Below are 17,761 nucleotides of genomic sequence, written 5' to 3' on the forward strand. Positions count from 1 at the left end.
TGGAGGCGCTACGGGGAGCGCTTGTGGCGAGGGGGTTCTATGTGGGAGCAAAGCTTGCTCGCGACTGCAGCCTGACTCGGTATTTGAAGGACCGCATCGCTTTTATCGCGGGCAAGCCTTGCTCCCACATGAAATCCCCTCGCCACAATTAATCTTCCACCGTTCTCCAAAATGAAGAAGGGCGCCATCTGGCGCCCTTCTTCAGTTGCGATGCATCAGTTTTGCAACGCGGGTTGCTGCTGCGCCCCGTTGATCGGGATGCGCTTGGCTTTCGCCTCTTCCGGAATCACCCGCAACAGGTCGATGCTCAACAGACCGTTGCTCAGGCCGGCGGACTTGATCTCGATATGATCGGCCAACCGGAAGGACAGCTTGAACGCACGCTGGGCGATACCTTGGTGCAGGTAAGTCACGCTGTCGTTGCTCGCTTCGCGCTTGCCGCCACTGATGGTCAGCACACCTTTTTCCACTTGCAGGTCCAGGTCTTCTTCCTGGAACCCGGCGGCGGCGACCACGATGCGGTATTCGTCATCGCCATGTTTTTCCACATTGTAGGGTGGATAGCTGCTGCCCGGTTCGTTGCGCAGAGCGGTTTCGAACAGATCGTTGAAACGATCGAAACCCACCGAGGAACGGAACAGCGGGGCCAGCGAAAATGCAGTACTCATGATTCAAATCTCCTGAAAAATTCAGCAAGTTTTTTTGTCTCCGCGACCCGAATTCGGCATCGCGTAACCCTTATCTAGGGTTCGCCAAAAACTTTTCAAGAGCTTTTTTTGAATTTTTTTCAGGCCGCTTCGGTGTGCTGCACACCCAGCAGATGCCCCACCGCGTCCAGGTCGGTTTCCCGCCGCAGAGCGCTGAACAGCGCCACCGCTTCGGGATAATTGCGCGTCAGCATGGCCAACCACTGTTTCAATCTGCCCGGGGCCTGGCGGGGTGTCAGTTGCTCGACCACTTGCACCCAGAAGTCCTGGAGCATCGGCTGCAAATCGGCCCAGGACATCTCGATCACTTCCTCACCAGCCCGGGCCGCGGCGATCTGCCGGGCCAGATCAGGGCGAGAAACGAGGCCGCGACCGAGCATGATGTCTTCGACGCCGCTGATTTCACGGCATCGACGCCAATCTTCCACGCTCCAGATATCGCCATTGGCAAACACAGGCACCTTGACCACTTCCTGCACCCTGGGGATCCACTCCCAGTGGGCGGGAGGCTTATAGCCGTCCACCTTGGTCCGCGCATGCACCACAATGTGCGCCGCGCCGCCTTCGGCCAACGCCGTGGCACAGACCAACGCGCCATCCGGGCTATCGAAACCCAGGCGCATCTTGGCGGTGACCGGGATGTGTTCTGGCACCGCACGACGCACGTGTTCGACGATTTCGTTGAGCAATTCCGGTTCTTTGAGCAACACCGCCCCACCCCGGGATTTGTTCACGGTCTTGGCCGGGCAGCCGAAGTTCAGGTCGATCACCTCTGAGCCCAACTCGCAGGCCAACGCCGCGTTTTCCGCCAGGCACACCGGATCGGAACCAAGCAGCTGCACCCGCAGCGGTACACCGGCAGCAGTTCGGGCGCCAGTCAACAGTTCAGGGGCGAGCTTATGGAAATAGGCCGGCGTGAGCAGACGGTCGTTGACGCGGATGAACTCGGTGACACACCAGTCGATACCGCCAACACGGGTCAGGACATCCCGCAGGATGTTGTCGACCAACCCCTCCATGGGTGCCAGGGCAATTTGCATGGAAACACACACTCAAACGAAAAAACGTGCGGCAGTTTACCGGATTTTGCCCACATAGCCGGCATTCACCACAAATCCTTGTGGGAGCAGGCTTGCTCGCGAAAACGCGGTGGATCAGCTTGCATTGATGTTGGATGTGCTGCCGTCATCGCGAGCAGGCTCGCTCCCACAATGGTTCCAATGTGTTTACAGAATTGGAGCCCGCCACAAATCCCTGTGGGAGCGAGCCTGCTCGCGATGGCGATGGGTCAGTCTATGAAGATGCCAGATGGATTCAACGCCACGCCATAACCCTCGATGAATTCCTGCGGCATGCGCTTTGGCCGACCGGTGGACAGTTCAATGCAGACAAATGTGGTCTGGGCCCGCAGTAAGGTAGTGTTGTCGCTGGGGCGGACCAGCTGGAAATGCCGGGTCATTTTCAGGCGCTGGTCCCAGTCGACGATCCAGGTCGCCAATTGAAGCTCGTCGCCTTCATAAGCCGCCGCCAGGTAATCGATTTCATGCCGCACCACCGCCATGGCTCGGTCCAGGCGCCGGTACTCCACCAGATCCAGGCCCAGGCGCTGGGAATGGCGCCAGGCACAACGCTCGAGCCAGGTGACGTACACCGCGTTGTTGGCATGGCCCAGCCCGTCGATATCTTCGGCATTTACTTGAAGATCAATGATGAACGGCGTTGCCCGATCCCAGCCCATGCCCCTCTCCCGGTCGAATTTGGTTGGGGCAGTGTAACGGATCCGAGCTTGACCGCCATCGCGGGCAAGCCTTGCTCCCACAGATCAAGCCGATTGCCGCGCTTGCAGGCTGCGCCCGGCCAACAGCGATAACACACCATCAACGACCCGCGAATCGGCCAACACCCGCTGATGCCCACCCTGTGGCAGTCGCAGCAAACGACTGTCGAACCAGGCTTCATGGATCAATTGCGATTCCTTGACCGAGACGAAAGTGTCGTCGTCGGCATGGACGATCAACCCGGGCACGTCCAGTTGGTAATGGGCGACGTCCATTTTCTCGGCCCGCATGCCCACATCGCTTTCCACCAGACGAATGAAAGCTGAACGGGCCTTGGGCGGCAGCCCCATCATCCGCGCGAATCCGCGTAACACACCAAGAATGCGCGCAGGCGCAGCGATGCTGACCAAGGTCTCGGTCCGCAACCCCAACTGAACCGCGAGCATGGCACTGGCTCCACCCATGGAATGCCCGATCACGGCCTGCAACGGTGGCAGCTCAGCGGCGGCCTCAAGCATGGCCCTGGCGAACAACAGGACATTCGCCTCGCGGCCCGGCGAACGACCATGGGCCGGACCGTCCAGGGCCACCACCATGTAACCGGCGCCCACCAGGGCCGTGATCAGCGCCCCGAATTGAGTCGGCCGCCCTTCCCAGCCGTGCATCAGCAAGACTACCGGGCCTTTGCCCCAGCGCAACGCCGAAAGACCGAAGCGCAAGGTGATACGCTCGGACGAGGCCAGCAATGGTAACTCCCAATCCCGCGGCGGCAGGTCTCGAGGGCGCATGAACAGCAGACGCATCTGCTTGGCCACCAGGCGCGGAGCCACCCAACCAAGCGTGCCATTGACGCTACGAATCCAGCTAAACCTGTCCATCGCTCATCTCCAGGGCTTGCGCCTCAGCTCATTGCACCGCCGACTTGGCGGCGCGCAGCAAACGATCGGATAACTCTCCAGGCCCCAAGGCCCGCGCCAGGGCCAGGCCACCCACCATCAAGGCAATGTCGGCCAGGGCCTTGTCGGCGTCCTCCGGGCTGGCCGCCAATTGCGCGACCATCAATTCAACATGCTCGTTGAGCACCTCACGAAACGCATCTGGCAGCCGGCCCAGTTCGCCGACCGACGCAGGAATCGGGCAGGCATTCTCGGTGGAGTCACGGTGCTTTCGTGACAGATAGAACGCCGCCACCAATGCGCGCCGCTCTTCGCCTGTCAGCTCGCCGTCCATATCGGCAATCAAGCCGCGGCGCCGATTGAGCAATTGCTTGAATGCCTCCAGCATCAAGGCATCCTTGCTTTCGAAATGAGCATAAAAACCGCCCACCGTCAGCCCCGCCGCCCCCATCACCTCGCCCACGCTCGGTTCAGCCGGCCCACGCTGGATCAGCGCATCGCTGGCGGCCTTGAGAATGCGTTCACGGGTTTGTGCCTTCTTATCGCTCATCGTCGCCTCCGAATATTACGATTGAAATATTATTCCCATAATAATTTTCCGCAAGCAGAAATTTTGACCGCTGGTCAGAAGTTGCTTTCAAGGATAAGGGAATTGGCCGAACGCCAGATAAACAAAAGGGCCATTCAAGAATTGAATGACCCTTATAAAATCCCGCAGAGCGGGTAATCGTGGCGTCCCCTAGGGGACTCGAACCCCTGTTACCGCCGTGAAAGGGCGGTGTCCTAGGCCACTAGACGAAGGGGACACAAACCTTCTAGCTTGATCAGCGCTGAGAACTGATCGACTCAAGACCGGTGTGGCCAGATCTTGAACCTGTAAATTGGTGGAGCTAGACGGGATCGAACCGTCGACCTCTTGCATGCCATGCAAGCGCTCTCCCAGCTGAGCTATAGCCCCGGATTTTTCGCCTCGCGGCGGAGCGACATCTTGCAACATCGCTTCTGTAAAACTGGCGTCCCCTAGGGGACTCGAACCCCTGTTACCGCCGTGAAAGGGCGGTGTCCTAGGCCACTAGACGAAGGGGACGCAAACCCTTCTATACAACTGATCAACGCTGAGTGTTGATCGCTTCAAGACCGGTGTGGCCAGGCCTTGAAGTGTAAATTGGTGGAGCTAGACGGGATCGAACCGTCGACCTCTTGCATGCCATGCAAGCGCTCTCCCAGCTGAGCTATAGCCCCTCATCGCTGAGGACGGGGCGAATCTTAAGGGCGTATCGGAGGGCTGTCAAATTTATTTTCAACAAATTTGAAAGTTTTTTGCCGGGATAACAATCACTTACCGACAAACCCCGGAAAACCGGGGTATGTCCTGCCTCATCGAGCGCTTACGCGATCGCGCCCAGCAGTTTTTCCCACTCCTTGTTTTCCTTCTTCGACACGCCACCGAGCAGATCGATAGCCTGGCGCAAGCGGAAACGGGTCAGGTCGGGTCCGAGGATTTCCATCGCATCGAGCACCGACACCGAGCTGGCCTGACCGGTAATGGCGGCGAACATCAGCGGCATGGCATCGCGTAATTTCAACTCCAACGACTCGACCACGGCCTGGATGGTCGCGGTGATGCTGTCCTTCTCCCACTGACGCAGGCTTTCCAATTTCCACAGGATCAACTGCATCAACTGGCGCACCTGATCACCCGACAGCTTCTTGGATTCGAACAACTTCGCATCCGGCGTCACGCCACCGGCAAAGAAGAAGCCGGCCAGCGGGGCGATCTGGCTGAACGTCTCTACCCTGCCCTGCACATGAGGCGCGATTTTCATCATGTACTCAGGGTTCAACGCCCACTTCTGCACACGCGCGGCGAACTCTTCTACCGGCAGGTCCCGCAACCACTGGCCGTTGAGCCACGACAGCTTCTCGATATCGAAGATCGGCCCGCCCAGGGAGACGCGCGACAAATCGAAATGCTCGACCATTTCCTGCAACGAGAACTTCTCGCGCTCGTCCGGCATCGACCAACCCATGCGCCCCAGGTAGTTGAGCATCGCCTCGGGCATGAAGCCCATGCGCTCGTAGAACGTCACCGAAGTCGGGTTCTTGCGCTTGGACAACTTGCTCTTGTCCGGGTTACGCAGCAGCGGCATGTAGCACAGTTGCGGCTGTTCCCAGCCGAAGTATTCGTAGAGCAGGATCAGTTTCGGCGCCGACGGCAGCCATTCTTCGCCACGCAGGACGTGGGTGATGCCCATCAGGTGATCGTCGACCACGTTCGCCAGGAAGTACGTCGGCAAGCCGTCGGTCTTCATCAGCACTTGCATGTCCATGCGATCCCAGGGGATCTCGACATCGCCCCGCAGCATGTCCGGCACCACGCAGACACCTTCGCTCGGCACCTTCATGCGGATCACATGGGGCTCACCGGCCGCCAGACGACGGGCGACTTCTTCCTTGGAAAGCAGCAGCGCCCGGCCGTCGTAGCGCGGGGTTTCACCCCGGGCCATTTGCTCGGCGCGCATCTGGTCCAGCTCTTCGGCAGTGCAGAAGCACGGGAACGCGTGCCCCATGTCCACCAACTGCTGGCAATACTGTTTGTAGATATCACCCCGTTCGCTCTGGCGGTACGGACCGTGCGGGCCGCCAACGTCCGGGCCTTCGCTCCAGTCGATGCCCAGCCAGCGCAGGGCGTCGAAGATCTGCTGTTCGGACTCGCGGGTCGAACGCAACTGGTCGGTGTCCTCGATCCGCAGGATGAACTCGCCGCCATGCTGCTTGGCAAAGCAATAGTTGAACAAAGCGATGTAGGCGGTGCCGACATGGGGATCGCCAGTGGGCGAAGGCGCGATGCGGGTGCGGACGGTGGTCATGGCATGTCTCGGAAAGAATATAAAAGCGAAGATGAAACAGGGGGCGAATGGTAACAGGCGATGGCGGGCGGGCTCCAGTGAGAGCGGGATTTGTGTGGTCAGCCGTTGGACCGAGTCGCGCCCATCGCGAGCAGGCTCGCTCCCACAGGGACCGCGACTCGGTCAAAATGTGGGAGCGAGCCTGCTCGCGATGAGGCCATTACAACCACTACAAACCTCAGACAGTCAGCAACCGCTCGCGCAGCTTGCCAATCTCGTCGCGCAACTGCGCCGCCGCCTCGAACTCCAGGTCCCGGGCCAGTTGGTACATTTTCTCTTCCAGTTGCCGGATGCGCTTGGTGATTTCGCTCGGTGAGCGCAGTTCGGCCTCGTAGCGGGCGCTCTCTTCGGCCGCCTTGGCCATGCCCTTGCGCTTTTTGCTGCGCGAGCCGGGCACGGTGGCGCCCTCCATGATGTCGGCGACGTCCTTGAACACGCCCTTGGGGGTGATGCCATTGGCCAGGTTGAAGGCGATCTGCTTGTCGCGACGGCGCTCGGTCTCGCCGATGGCCCGCTCCATGGAACCGGTGATGCGGTCGGCGTAAAGAATCGCCCGACCGTTGAGGTTCCGCGCCGCGCGACCGATGGTCTGGATCAACGAACGCTCCGAACGCAGGAAGCCTTCCTTGTCAGCGTCGAGAATCGCCACCAACGACACTTCCGGCATGTCCAGGCCTTCGCGCAGCAGGTTGATGCCCACCAGCACGTCGAAAGTGCCCAGGCGCAGGTCGCGGATGATCTCGACCCGCTCCACCGTATCGATGTCCGAGTGCAGGTAGCGCACCCGCACGCCATGGTCGGCCAGGTAATCGGTCAGGTCTTCGGCCATGCGCTTGGTCAGCGTGGTGACCAGCACCCGCTCCTCCACCGCCACACGCTTGGTGATTTCCGAGAGCAGGTCGTCGACCTGGGTCAACGCCGGACGCACCTCGACTTGCGGGTCCACCAACCCGGTCGGTCGTACCACTTGCTCGACCACACGACCGGCGTGCTCGGCCTCGTAGTTGCCGGGGGTGGCCGAGACAAAAATCGTCTGCGGGCTCACGCCTTCCCATTCGTCGAAGCGCATCGGCCGGTTGTCCAGGGCCGAGGGCAGGCGGAAACCGTATTCCACCAGGGTTTCCTTGCGCGAACGGTCGCCTTTGTACATCGCGCCGACCTGGGGCACGCTGACGTGGGATTCGTCGATCACCAACAAGGCATCGGCCGGCAGGTAGTCATACAAGGTCGGCGGTGGCGCGCCCGCCGGACGACCCGACAGGTAGCGCGAGTAGTTTTCGATACCGTTGCAGTAGCCCAGTTCCAGGATCATCTCCAGGTCAAAGCGGGTCCGCTGCTCAAGACGCTGGGCTTCTACCAGCTTGTTGTTCGACCGCAGGTATTCCAGGCGCTCCTGCAGCTCGACCTTGATCCCCTCGATGGCGTCCAGCAGGGTTTCCCGCGGCGTCACATAGTGGCTCTTGGGGTAGAAGGTGAAACGCGGCAGCTTGCGGATGACTTCGCCGGTCAGCGGGTCGAACGCGGAAATGCTCTCCACTTCATCGTCGAACAGCTCGATGCGGATCGCTTCGAGGTCCGATTCCGCCGGGTAGATGTCGATCACATCGCCGCGCACCCGGAACGTCGCCCGGGCAAAATCCATGTCGTTGCGGGTGTATTGCAAGTCCGCCAGGCGCCTGAGCAAGGCGCGCTGGTCGAGTTTGTCGCCGCGGTCCACGTGCAGCACCATCTTCAGGTAGGTTTCCGGGCTGCCCAGACCGTAGATGCACGACACCGTGGTGACGATGATCGCGTCCTTGCGCTCGAGCAAGGCCTTGGTCGCCGACAGGCGCATCTGTTCGATGTGGTCGTTGATCGAGGCATCCTTCTCGATGAAGGTGTCCGACGACGGCACGTAGGCCTCGGGCTGGTAATAGTCGTAGTAGGAAACGAAGTACTCCACGGCGTTATTCGGAAAAAACGCCTTGAACTCACCGTATAGCTGCGCGGCCAGGGTCTTGTTCGGCGCCAGTACCAGGGTTGGGCGCTGCACCTGGGCAATCACGTTGGCAATACTGAAGGTCTTGCCCGAGCCGGTCACACCGAGCAGCGTCTGGTGCGCCAGCCCGGCCTCGATGCCTTCGACCATCAGGCGAATGGCTTCCGGCTGGTCGCCGGCGGGCTGGAATCGGGTGACTAGCTGGAATTCAGACATGACATAACCTCTGGGTTCATTCCTGTCGGCCAGCCGACAGGAATGAGAAAGACCGAAACGACTGATGCCGCCCGAGGAAAAAGCTGGGATGCACACAATGTGGAGGTGAATGCCTTCGCTTTCAAGACGAACGTCCTACACGCCTTGCAGACTTTGACGCGGAGAAGGGACTAACGGTCAAAAAAAATCGAAAATACTTACCGCAAAAGCCGAATCGCCTGTCGCCGTACCGGGTGATGGCCTCTATACTAGCTCCCCGTTTGTGCACCGCTCTAGTGCATCCGGCTGGAGCGCGACACGTCCCCCTCACTCCATTCAGAGCCGCGCAATAATGAGCCTGTTTTCCGCTGTCGAATTGGCACCCCGCGACCCCATCCTGGGCCTCAACGAAGCTTTCAACGCCGACACCCGTACCAATAAGGTCAACCTGGGCGTGGGTGTTTACTGCAACGAGGAGGGGCGCATTCCACTCCTGCGCGCGGTTGTCGAAGCCGAGACGGCTCGCGTGGCTCAGCACGTTTCCCGTGGTTACCTGCCGATCGACGGTATCGCCGCCTACGACCAGGCGGTCCAGACTTTGCTGTTCGGCAAGGATTCGCCACTGATCGCCTCCGGCCGCATCATCACCACCCAGGCCGTGGGCGGAACCGGCGCCCTGAAGATCGGTGCCGACTTCCTCAAGCAACTGCTGCCTGACGCCGTCGTCGCCATCAGCGACCCAAGCTGGGAAAACCACCGCGCGCTGTTCGAAACCGCCGGCTTCCCGGTGCAGAACTATCGCTACTACGACGCCGCCACCCACGACGTGAACCGCAGCGGTCTGCTGGAAGACCTCAACGCCCTGCCCGACCGCTCGATCATTGTGCTGCACGCCTGCTGCCACAACCCGACTGGCGTGGACCTGAGCCCGCAAGACTGGAAAGACGTACTGGCCGTGGTCAAGGCCAAGAATCACGTACCGTTCCTGGACATGGCCTACCAGGGCTTTGGCGACGGCATCGACGAAGACGCAGCGGCCGTGCGCCTGTTCGCCGAATCGGGCCTGACCTTCTTCGCCTCCAGCTCGTTCTCCAAGTCGTTCTCGCTGTACGGCGAGCGCGTCGGCGCATTGTCGATCGTCAGCGAATCAAAAGAAGAAAGTGCTCGCGTGCTGTCCCAGGTCAAGCGCGTGATCCGCACCAACTACTCCAACCCGCCAACCCACGGCGCCAGCATCGTCGCCGCCGTACTCAACAGCCCGGAGCTGCGCGCGCAGTGGGAAGCCGAACTGGCCGAAATGCGCCTGCGGATTCGCGGCATGCGCAACCAGATGGTCGACATGCTGGCCAAGGCCGCCCCGCAGCACGACTTCAGTTTCGTCGCACGCCAGAGCGGGATGTTCTCCTACTCCGGCCTGACCGTTGAACAAGTGACGCGCCTGCGCAACGAGTTCGGCATCTATGCTCTGGACACCGGGCGCATCTGCGTGGCTGCGTTGAACCAGAACAACATCGATGCGGTGACCAAGGCCATCGTTCAGGTGATCTGAAGCTTTCGGCACTAGATGAAAAACGGGAAGCCCTTGGGCTTCCCGTTTTTTTTGTGTGTTTACCAGGACAGGCGCACCTGTGGCGAGGGGATTTATCCCCGCTGGGGCGCGAAGCGGCCCTAACTCAGGCAACTCGGTGTGTCAGGTTCCCCCGGTTTGACTGTCTTGGGTCTGCTTCGCAGCCCAGCGGGGATAAATCCCCTCGCCACAAAGGCGTCTGGCCTGACACTCCTATTCAAACCAGGCTACAGCTCCGTCGCCCGCTGGCTCGCCGCATCGTCATAGATCACATACAACGACTCGGCAATCTGGCTCTTGATCGCCTTGGTGCTTTCCAGCCCCAGGACAAACCCTTCGGCCTTGCCACCGGCGCGGTTCAGCTCTTCGACGGTGCTGGCCTGGGTGATAGCGTCGTACAGTTTCTCGGCATGGGGCCCCACGCCCTTGGGCAAGCTGATCTGGGCGGTGCTCACAGGCACACCTCGGCGCAGCTGGCTGTGTGGAGCGGTAACAGATGGTTCATGGCGCGTACCTCAATGTCGGCGAATGGCCGGCAGTGCGTCCTGCCACTTCCGGGCAAGCATGGTAGCCCTCTCCCGCCATTGCGGTAACCGCAATTGTTGATTGACCGCCAATGGGCCCCAGGAATGCGCCGCCCGGTAATAGACGCTTGACTTCTCTTTTCCAATCAGTAACATACGCGCCATTCCGCGATAGCTCAGTTGGTAGAGCAAGTGACTGTTAATCACTGGGTCCCTGGTTCGAGTCCAGGTCGTGGAGCCAGACAGCAACAGAAAAAGCCCCTGGGTCGAAAGATCCAGGGGCTTTTTTGTGGGTGAAAAACAGACCAGATGGCCGTATGAGCCTGCCCGAGGTCGCTGCCGGAACAATAATCCGGCGCCAAAAAGGCATTATGGTCCGGATCCTGCTTCTTTTTCCAACAACTCAAGCTGTCACGTGAGCGTCATGACAGGGCCGCAAACTGGCATTGTCCGCCAACAACAGCTTCATAAAAACAAGGACGAAGGTATGCCCACGCAAAATCCCCATCGCATTGTCGGCTTGTGCACCTCCAGCAAGGTGTACAACGTGCTGACCGAACTCAAGCAACTGGAAGGCCACCGCAGCGCCAAGTTCCTTTCGCTGCTGGCGGAAAACCTGGTTCGCAAGGGCCTGCTCAACGAGCAGGAAGTGGTGCACATGCTCGATCTGGTCGTCGATTGAGCGGCATCGATTCCTACTATTGAGCCGGTTGATTTTTCGTCCTTCCTTCTGAGTCGTAAGGTAACCCCATCGTTTGATGGAGGTTTCCCATGCCCAAGGTTCAAATCATGTCTGTCATTGGCAGCGCCGTTCCCGCCCCACTCCGGGAGCTCGGGTTGCTGGCCTGCTGGTATCTGGTGCAGGACGGCGTGACCATCAGCGGCCCGCTGACTTCACTGCCCGCCGCCCAGGCATTGTCGCAACGCATCGGCCCCTACCTGTTGAGCGCCTAGGGCAACTGTACACGCGGCGTGCTTTCGACGAACAACGCCCAGCACGACATGAACAGCGCGGCGATCAGTGGTCCGATCACGAAACCGTTCAGCCCGAACACCGCCAGCCCGCCCAGTGTCGAGACCAGCACCATGTAGTCGGGCATCTTGGTGTCCTTGCCCACCAGGATCGGACGCAGGAAGTTGTCCACCAGACCGATCACGAATACCCCGAACAGCGTCAGCACCACACCCTGCCAGATCGCCCCGGAAAGCAGGAAATACACCGCAACCGGCGCCCAGACAATGCCCGCCCCCACGGCTGGCAACAGTGACAGGAACGCCATCAGTACCGCCCACGGCAATACCGTCGGGATTCCCAGGATCCAGAAGATCAGCCCACCCAGCGCACCTTGGCTGATGGCGACCAGCAGGTTGCCTTTCACCGTGGCCCGCACCACCCGATTGAATTTCAACTGCAGGCGGCGTTTTTGATGTTCCCCCAATGGAACAGCCGTGCGCACTTTGCGCACCAATTCCGGACCATCGCGCAGAAAGAAGAACAGCAGATAGATCATCACGAAGAAGCTGACCAGGAACTGGAACGTGCCCTGGCCGAAACTGAAGGCCTGGGTGGCGAAGAACTCGCTGCCCTGCATCGCACTCTTGACGATCTTGTCGCGCAAGCCATTCAGGTTGCCCAGGCCGAAGCGGTCCAGCAGGTGCTGGAAGTACGGCGGCAAGGCATCCTTGAAGCGGGCCAGGTAATCGGCAATGTCCAGCTCTCCGCTCTCCAGGCTCTTGTACAGCGCCGCGCCCTCCTGGACCAATAACGTACTGATGATGATCACCGGCAGGATCGCGCTGACCACACAGATGCTCAACGTGAACAACGAGGTGACATTGCGGTGCCAGCCGAACCTCAACTGCAGGCGGCGCTGCATCGGGGCAAAGACGATGCCCAGGATCACCGCCCAGAACACCGCGCCGTAAAATGGCAGCAGGATCCAGATGAAGGCGACCGTGACCAGCACCAGGAGCAGCATCTGGGCTTTGTTTTGCAGCATCTTTCGATTCATCAGCTTTCCATGTCCAAAGGCGGGATAAACATTAGTCATCCAGGACTCGCCGGAGTGCCTTCGCGTTTGCACCCGGCATTGATCCAAATCAATACCGCCGGGCCGACCGTGGCGTACCCTCGCCGCTTTTTGCGACCTGACGCCACCATGACCCTCGCCGCCCCCGAACTGCTCGCTCCCGCCGGCACCCTGAAAAACATGCGCTACGCCTTCGCCTACGGTGCCGATGCGGTGTACGCCGGTCAGCCGCGCTATAGCCTGCGGGTGCGCAACAACGAATTCGACCACGCGAACCTGGCCTTGGGTATTGCCGAGGCCCAGGCCATGGGCAAGCGCTTCTACGTGGTGGTGAACATTGCCCCGCACAACGCCAAGCTGCGGACCTTCCTCAAGGATCTGGAGCCGGTGATCGCCATGGCGCCGGACGCGCTGATCATGTCCGACCCGGGGCTGATCATGCTGGTGCGCCGACACTTCCCGCAGATGCCGATTCATCTGTCGGTACAAGCCAATACCGTGAACTGGGCGAGCGTCGAGTTCTGGCAGCAACAGGGCTTGAGCCGGATCATCCTGTCCCGGGAGCTGTCCCTGGAGGAAATCGCCGAGATCCGCGAGCAGGTGCCGGCCATGGAACTGGAAGTGTTCGTCCATGGCGCGTTGTGCATGGCTTATTCCGGGCGCTGCCTGCTGTCCGGCTACTTGAACAAGCGCGATGCCAACCAGGGCAGTTGCACCAATGCCTGTCGCTGGAAATATTCGGCGCAGCCGGCGGTGGAAAACGTCGTGGGCGACATTGTGCAAACCTGTCAGCCGGAACCGACCCTGGGCCTCGGCGCGCCCACCGACCAGGTGTTTTTGCTCCATGAAGCCAACCGCCCGGAAGACGCCATGCCGGCCTTCGAGGACGAGCATGGCACCTACATCATGAATGCCAAGGATCTGCGAGCGGTGCAGCACGTGGAGCGGCTGGCGCGCATGGGCGTGCATTCGTTGAAGATCGAAGGCCGGACCAAATCGCACTTTTATTGCGCGCGCACCACCCAGGTCTATCGCCGGGCCATCGATGACGCGGTGGCCGGCCGGGAATTCGATCGCAGCCTGATGACCGACCTGGAGTCCCTGGCCCAGCGCGGCTACACCGAAGGTTTTCTACGACGCCACGTGCACGACGAGTACCAGAACTACCAGAACGGCAGCTCGGTGTCGGAGCGCCAGCAGTTCGTCGGCGAACTGACCGGCGAACGCCGCGAACGCCTGGCCGAAGTACGGGTGAAAAACCGTTTTGGCCTGGGCGACCACATGGAACTGATGACCCCCAAGGGCAACTTCCACTTCGATCTGCATCAGTTGCAGGACGTCAAAGGCCAGAGCATCGAGGTGGCGCCGGGGGATGGGCATGTGGTGTACGTGCCGATTCCGGATGCGGTGGATTTGCGGTTTGGGTTGTTGATGCGGGATGTGCGCGAGTTGCCTGCCGGATCATGAAACGGTGGCGAGGGGATTTATCCCCGCTGGGCTGCGAAGCGGCCCCAAAAAACCAAATACGACTTTCCTGATGTTCCGCGCAATCTATCCGGGGGCTGCTTCGCAGCCCAGCGGGGATAAATCCCCTCGCCACAACAGTACTCGGCTTGAGTTGGCGAAACGACTTGCCCGGCAGGAACTGCCGAAGGCTGCGATCCTCCGCTTCCGATAAGGCCTGGTAGCCCAGGCGAAAACATCTGGATCGAGAGCGAAAGATCGCAGCCTTCGGCAGCTCCTGCTGCGACGGGATCAGATCCGGAACTGCCCCACCAGTTGGCCCAGGCGCTGGCCCAGGTCGGCCAGACTGCGGGAAGTCTGGGCGCCGAGTTGGGTTTCGTCGGCGACACTGTCCACCGCCACAGCGATCTGATGCACGCTGCGGTTGATTTCTTCGGCCACTGCGGTCTGTTCCTCGGCAGCGCTGGCGATCTGGGCGTTCATCGAATTGATGGTGCCGATCAACTGCGCCATGGTGTCCAGGGAAGCACCCGCCTCGTTGGCCCGTTCCGAGGTGCCATCGCCGGCCTCACTGGAACGGCGCATCGCTTCCACCGCCGCATGGGTGCCTGATTGCAGGCGGTCGATCATGCCCTGGATTTCCTGAGTGCTCTGCTGGGTCCGGCTGGCCAGGGCCCGTACTTCATCGGCCACCACGGCGAAGCCACGCCCCGCTTCCCCGGCACGCGCGGCCTCGATGGCGGCGTTGAGGGCCAGCAGGTTGGTCTGCTCGGCGATCGAACGAATCACCCCGAGCACACTGACAATCGAGGCCACGTCCTGCTGCAAGCTGTCCAGGGACACGCCGCTGCTACGAATATCGTTCACCAACGCATGAATCTGCTGGATGCTGCCAGCCACCACGCGCTTGGCCGACTGCCCTTCCTCGTCGGTCTGCTGGGCCGCGACAGCGGCGCCCTGGGCACTGCGGGCGACTTCCTGGGCAGCCGAGGACATCTCGTTGATCGCCGTGGCGACCTGATCGGTTTCGTGGCGCTGGCGCTCCATGGCCTGCTCGGAGCGCTGGGCCTGTTCGGAGACTTGCGTCACCAGGCCGGTCAGTTGCGAGGTCATGTCGGTGATCTGCCGCACCAGGCCGTGGATCTTGTCGACGAAGCGGTTGAACGAACCGGCCAACTGACCGAGTTCGTCCTGGCTGGTGATGGCCAGGCGACGGGTCAGGTCGCCCTCACCCGCGGCGATGTCGTCGAGGTTGTCTTTCATCAGGTGCAGGGGACGCAGGATCGTATTGGCGAGCACCAGGCCCACCACCGCAATCACCAGCAACACCACCGCGGCGATCCCGACGATGCTCAATATCACGCCTTGCAGACGCTCATGGACCTTGGCTTCCACCAACGCCACCTGGGCTTCGATGCCGTCCAGGTTGACCGAGCTGCCGACGGCCATGTCCCACTTGGACAAATATTCGGTGTAGCCGAGCTTGGGCACCAGGTCGTTGCTGCCGGGCAGCGGCGAGCTGTATTCCAGGTAATGCGTGCCATCCTTGGCGACTTTCACCAGGTCACGGTTGACGTAGACACCGTTCGGGTCGCGGTTGTCCTTGAAACTCTTGCCCACGCCATCGGGGCTGTTGGCCTTGAACAGACGAATGGTCTCGGAGTCGTAGCCGAAGAAATAACCGTCCTTGCCGTAACTGATATTCGACAGCAGCTTGATCGCCTGGGCGCGTGTCTCGTTATCGCCCGCAGCTGCGGCATCGTACAGCGGCTTGATGGCGGTAAGGCCCACCGCCACGTAGTTCTGCAGCGTGGCCTTGGCCTCGCTGAGCAGGCGTTCGCGAGTCTGCTGGACTTCTTTGCCAGCTTGTTCCTTCAAGATGAAAGCCGTGGTCAGGCTGATGATCACGGCGGACAGCAATACCGGCAGTATCGCAAGGGACAGGACTTTAGCCTTCAGGCTCAGGCGCATGCTGTTCACTCTTGTTGGTGTTATTGGCGTGGTTAGCTGTATTAACGGCAAGGCACGGCAAAACTGTAGGACAAAGTGAACAAGGCTTGAGGGAGGTATTGAATCTGGGGGGCCCCATCGCGAGCAGGCTCGCTCCCACATTGGATTGAGGTGTTCACAGATGTTGTGTCCACTGCAAGTCCCCTGTGGGAGCGAGCCTGCTCGCGATGCAGGCAACGCCGTCTCGGATTACAACACCATCGCCGCCACCCAGCCAAACGCCAGCAACGGCAGGTTGTAGTGAATGAAGGTCGGGACCACGGTGTCCCAGATGTGATGGTGCTGGCCGTCGATGTTCAGGCCGGAGGTCGGGCCCAGGGTCGAGTCCGAGGCGGGCGAACCGGCATCGCCCAGGGCGCCGGCGGTGCCGACGATGCAGACGATCGCCAGCGGGCTGAAGCCCAGTTGCAGGCACAGCGGCACGAAAATCGTCGCCAGGATCGGCACCGTGGAAAACGACGAGCCGATGCCCATGGTCACCAGCAGCCCCACCAACAACATCATCAGCGCACCGATGCCCTTGTTGTGGCCGATCCAGGCCGCCGAGGTTTCCACCAGGCTCTGGACTTCACCGGTGGCCTTCATCACTTCGGCGAACCCCGAGGCGGCGATCATGATGAAGCCGATCATCGCCATCATTTTCATGCCTTCGGTGAACAGGTCGTCGGTTTCGCGCCAGCGCACCACTCCCGAGAGCGAGAAAATCAGGAACCCGACCAGGGCGCCGATGATCATCGAGTCCACCAGTAGCTGCACCGCGAACGCCGCCGCCACCGCAAACCCGGCCACCATCAGGCTCAGCGGGTTGTAGCGCACGGCCACTTGCTCGACCCGGGCAATTTTTTTCAGGTCGTAGACGCGTTTCTTGCGGTAGGAGAACAACGACAACAGCAAGCCGAACACCATGCCCAGCGCCGGAATGCCCATGGCGTGAGTAACGTTGATGCCGCTGACGTCCACACCGCTGCGGGCGATGTTGGCCAGCAGGATTTCGTTGAGGAAGATATTGCCGAACCCCACCGGCAGGAACATGTAGGGCGTGATCAGGCCGAAGGTCATGACGCAGGCGATCAACCGGCGGTCCAGTTGCAACTTGGTCAGCACATAGAGAAGTGGCGGCACCAGCAGCGGGATGAAGGCAATATGGATCGGCAAAATGTTCTGGGAGGCGACCGCGACCGTTCCCAGCAGACCGATCAGGACCCACTTGACGCCCGAGCCGCCGGCGGCATCCTGGCGATCCACCAGGGCCAAGGCTTTGTCGGCCAGGGCATGGGCCATGCCGGACTTGGCAATCGCCACGGCGAAGGCTCCGAGCAAGGCATAGGACAACGCCACCGTCGCACCGCCACCCAGGCCGGCATTGAACGCCTTGAGCGTCGCCTCGATCCCCAGGCCGCCTGTCAGGCCACCCACCAACGCGCCGATAATCAGCGCGATCACCACATGCACGCGGGACAGGCTGAGTACCAGCATGACGCCTACCGCAGCAATTACTGCATTTATCATCGTTACCTCAAAGCACAGCGATGGAAAGCCACCGGACAAAAAGGTCGCGACTGTGCAGCAAGCGGCGGCAAGCTGCAAGGGCCGTGGGGCGGGTTTTCAAGTCTCGCCCCCCTGTATGAGGGGGATCTGTGGGAGCAAAGCTTGCTCGCGATGACGTCGTCACCTACAACATCTGTGTTGGCCAAAAAAATGCT

The 17,761-nt window shown here is 60.7% G+C and carries 15 protein-coding genes and 5 tRNA genes; 5 read left to right on the forward strand and 15 right to left on the reverse strand.

Features of this window, described 5'->3' with window-relative positions:
- Positions 1 to 215 precede the first annotated feature (215 nt).
- The 11 genes from PBDP_RS20050 to uvrB all read right to left on the reverse strand — a co-directional run bounded on the left by PBDP_RS20050 (position 216) and on the right by uvrB (position 8,484).
- Positions 216 to 668 carry an Hsp20 family protein gene (locus PBDP_RS20050; protein WP_003203872.1) on the reverse strand — a complete coding sequence of 151 codons (453 nt, stop codon included), beginning with the start codon at positions 666 to 668 and terminating at the stop codon, positions 216 to 218.
- Positions 669 to 787: 119 nt separating this feature from the next.
- Positions 788 to 1,747, reverse strand: a complete 960-nt coding sequence (locus tag PBDP_RS20055) for a tRNA dihydrouridine synthase (RefSeq protein WP_212801222.1) — start codon at positions 1,745 to 1,747, stop codon at positions 788 to 790.
- 248 nt (positions 1,748 to 1,995) lie between these two features.
- Entirely contained in the window at positions 1,996 to 2,445 is a 450-nt protein-coding gene (locus PBDP_RS20060) for an acyl-CoA thioesterase (RefSeq protein ID WP_116833051.1), read from the reverse strand.
- Positions 2,446 to 2,529: 84 nt separating this feature from the next.
- On the reverse strand, positions 2,530 to 3,363 hold the full coding sequence (locus tag PBDP_RS20065) for an alpha/beta fold hydrolase (RefSeq protein ID WP_212801223.1): 834 nt from the start codon (positions 3,361 to 3,363) through the stop codon (positions 2,530 to 2,532).
- A 28-nt stretch (positions 3,364 to 3,391) separates the two neighbouring features.
- Positions 3,392 to 3,931, reverse strand: a complete 540-nt coding sequence (locus PBDP_RS20070; RefSeq protein WP_109754589.1) for a TetR/AcrR family transcriptional regulator — start codon at positions 3,929 to 3,931, stop codon at positions 3,392 to 3,394.
- 180 nt (positions 3,932 to 4,111) lie between these two features.
- A tRNA-Glu gene (locus PBDP_RS20075) sits at positions 4,112 to 4,187 on the reverse strand.
- A 76-nt stretch (positions 4,188 to 4,263) separates the two neighbouring features.
- A tRNA-Ala gene (locus PBDP_RS20080) sits at positions 4,264 to 4,339 on the reverse strand.
- A gap of 53 nt (positions 4,340 to 4,392) precedes the next feature.
- A tRNA-Glu gene (locus PBDP_RS20085) sits at positions 4,393 to 4,468 on the reverse strand.
- Positions 4,469 to 4,547: 79 nt separating this feature from the next.
- Positions 4,548 to 4,623: transfer RNA gene (locus PBDP_RS20090), tRNA-Ala, on the reverse strand.
- Positions 4,624 to 4,769: 146 nt separating this feature from the next.
- Complete coding sequence (gene gltX, locus PBDP_RS20095; protein WP_041023763.1) at positions 4,770 to 6,251, reverse strand: glutamate--tRNA ligase; 1,482 nt, start codon at positions 6,249 to 6,251, stop codon at positions 4,770 to 4,772.
- Between the two features lie 217 nt (positions 6,252 to 6,468).
- On the reverse strand, positions 6,469 to 8,484 hold the full coding sequence (gene uvrB, locus PBDP_RS20100; RefSeq protein ID WP_109754588.1) for an excinuclease ABC subunit UvrB: 2,016 nt from the start codon (positions 8,482 to 8,484) through the stop codon (positions 6,469 to 6,471).
- Between the two features lie 331 nt (positions 8,485 to 8,815).
- Between uvrB and PBDP_RS20105 the strand changes: the two genes are divergently transcribed.
- A complete protein-coding gene (locus PBDP_RS20105; protein ID WP_212801224.1) occupies positions 8,816 to 10,012 on the forward strand; it encodes an amino acid aminotransferase in 1,197 nt (398 codons plus the stop codon).
- 245 nt (positions 10,013 to 10,257) lie between these two features.
- Here PBDP_RS20105 and PBDP_RS20110 read toward each other — a convergent pair whose 3' ends face one another.
- Positions 10,258 to 10,485 (reverse strand): hypothetical protein, encoded by a 228-nt coding sequence (locus tag PBDP_RS20110; RefSeq protein WP_109754586.1) that lies wholly within the window; start codon positions 10,483 to 10,485, stop codon positions 10,258 to 10,260.
- 234 nt (positions 10,486 to 10,719) lie between these two features.
- On the opposite strand from PBDP_RS20110, the gene PBDP_RS20115 reads away from it, so the two are divergent.
- The 3 genes from PBDP_RS20115 to PBDP_RS20125 all read left to right on the forward strand — a co-directional run bounded on the left by PBDP_RS20115 (position 10,720) and on the right by PBDP_RS20125 (position 11,508).
- Positions 10,720 to 10,795 (forward strand) — tRNA-Asn (locus tag PBDP_RS20115).
- Positions 10,796 to 11,041: 246 nt separating this feature from the next.
- Positions 11,042 to 11,236: a hypothetical protein gene (locus tag PBDP_RS20120; RefSeq protein WP_003203896.1), complete on the forward strand. Its 195-nt coding sequence runs from the start codon at positions 11,042 to 11,044 to the stop codon at positions 11,234 to 11,236.
- Positions 11,237 to 11,325: 89 nt separating this feature from the next.
- Positions 11,326 to 11,508, forward strand: coding sequence for a hypothetical protein (locus PBDP_RS20125; RefSeq protein ID WP_003203898.1), 183 nt, complete (start codon positions 11,326 to 11,328; stop codon positions 11,506 to 11,508).
- Here the strand turns inward: PBDP_RS20125 and PBDP_RS20130 are convergent.
- Complete coding sequence (locus PBDP_RS20130; RefSeq protein ID WP_109754585.1) at positions 11,505 to 12,566, reverse strand: AI-2E family transporter; 1,062 nt, start codon at positions 12,564 to 12,566, stop codon at positions 11,505 to 11,507. The two genes, PBDP_RS20125 and PBDP_RS20130, sit on opposite strands and share 4 nt — an antisense overlap.
- Before the next feature lie 147 nt (positions 12,567 to 12,713).
- On the opposite strand from PBDP_RS20130, the gene trhP reads away from it, so the two are divergent.
- The gene (gene trhP, locus PBDP_RS20135; RefSeq protein ID WP_109754734.1) at positions 12,714 to 14,051 is read left to right on the forward strand and encodes a prephenate-dependent tRNA uridine(34) hydroxylase TrhP; all 1,338 of its coding nucleotides are present in this window, start codon (positions 12,714 to 12,716) and stop codon (positions 14,049 to 14,051) included.
- Positions 14,052 to 14,339: 288 nt separating this feature from the next.
- Here the strand turns inward: trhP and ctpM are convergent, their stop codons facing one another.
- The gene (gene ctpM / locus PBDP_RS20140; protein WP_502936853.1) at positions 14,340 to 16,160 is read right to left on the reverse strand and encodes a methyl-accepting chemotaxis protein CtpM; all 1,821 of its coding nucleotides are present in this window, start codon (positions 16,158 to 16,160) and stop codon (positions 14,340 to 14,342) included.
- 87 nt (positions 16,161 to 16,247) lie between these two features.
- Entirely contained in the window at positions 16,248 to 17,564 is a 1,317-nt protein-coding gene (locus PBDP_RS20145; protein ID WP_162893913.1) for a Na+/H+ antiporter family protein, read from the reverse strand.
- Positions 17,565 to 17,761 lie beyond the last annotated feature (197 nt).

Origin of the sequence: Pseudomonas sp. St290 (assembly GCF_018325805.1) — a bacterium.
GTDB lineage: Bacteria > Pseudomonadota > Gammaproteobacteria > Pseudomonadales > Pseudomonadaceae > Aquipseudomonas > Aquipseudomonas bijieensis.

What these genes read in the sequence shown, in the direction of transcription:
- PBDP_RS20050 (WP_003203872.1), bottom strand. Translation starts at nt 668, where the DNA reads ATGAGTACTGCATTTTCGCTGGCCCCGCTGTTCCGTTCCTCGGTGGGT.
- PBDP_RS20070 (WP_109754589.1), bottom strand. Translation starts at nt 3,931, where the DNA reads ATGAGCGATAAGAAGGCACAAACCCGTGAACGCATTCTCAAGGCCGCC.
- PBDP_RS20060 (WP_116833051.1), bottom strand. Translation starts at nt 2,445, where the DNA reads ATGGGCTGGGATCGGGCAACGCCGTTCATCATTGATCTTCAAGTAAAT.
- gltX (WP_041023763.1), bottom strand. Translation starts at nt 6,251, where the DNA reads ATGACCACCGTCCGCACCCGCATCGCGCCTTCGCCCACTGGCGATCCC.
- uvrB (WP_109754588.1), bottom strand. Translation starts at nt 8,484, where the DNA reads ATGTCTGAATTCCAGCTAGTCACCCGATTCCAGCCCGCCGGCGACCAG.
- ctpM (WP_502936853.1), bottom strand. Translation starts at nt 16,160, where the DNA reads ATGTGGGAGCGAGCCTGCTCGCGATGGGGCCCCCCAGATTCAATACCT.
- PBDP_RS20055 (WP_212801222.1), bottom strand. Translation starts at nt 1,747, where the DNA reads ATGCAAATTGCCCTGGCACCCATGGAGGGGTTGGTCGACAACATCCTG.
- PBDP_RS20105 (WP_212801224.1), top strand. Translation starts at nt 8,816, where the DNA reads ATGAGCCTGTTTTCCGCTGTCGAATTGGCACCCCGCGACCCCATCCTG.
- PBDP_RS20065 (WP_212801223.1), bottom strand. Translation starts at nt 3,363, where the DNA reads ATGGACAGGTTTAGCTGGATTCGTAGCGTCAATGGCACGCTTGGTTGG.
- PBDP_RS20125 (WP_003203898.1), top strand. Translation starts at nt 11,326, where the DNA reads ATGCCCAAGGTTCAAATCATGTCTGTCATTGGCAGCGCCGTTCCCGCC.
- PBDP_RS20120 (WP_003203896.1), top strand. Translation starts at nt 11,042, where the DNA reads ATGCCCACGCAAAATCCCCATCGCATTGTCGGCTTGTGCACCTCCAGC.
- PBDP_RS20130 (WP_109754585.1), bottom strand. Translation starts at nt 12,566, where the DNA reads ATGAATCGAAAGATGCTGCAAAACAAAGCCCAGATGCTGCTCCTGGTG.
- trhP (WP_109754734.1), top strand. Translation starts at nt 12,714, where the DNA reads ATGACCCTCGCCGCCCCCGAACTGCTCGCTCCCGCCGGCACCCTGAAA.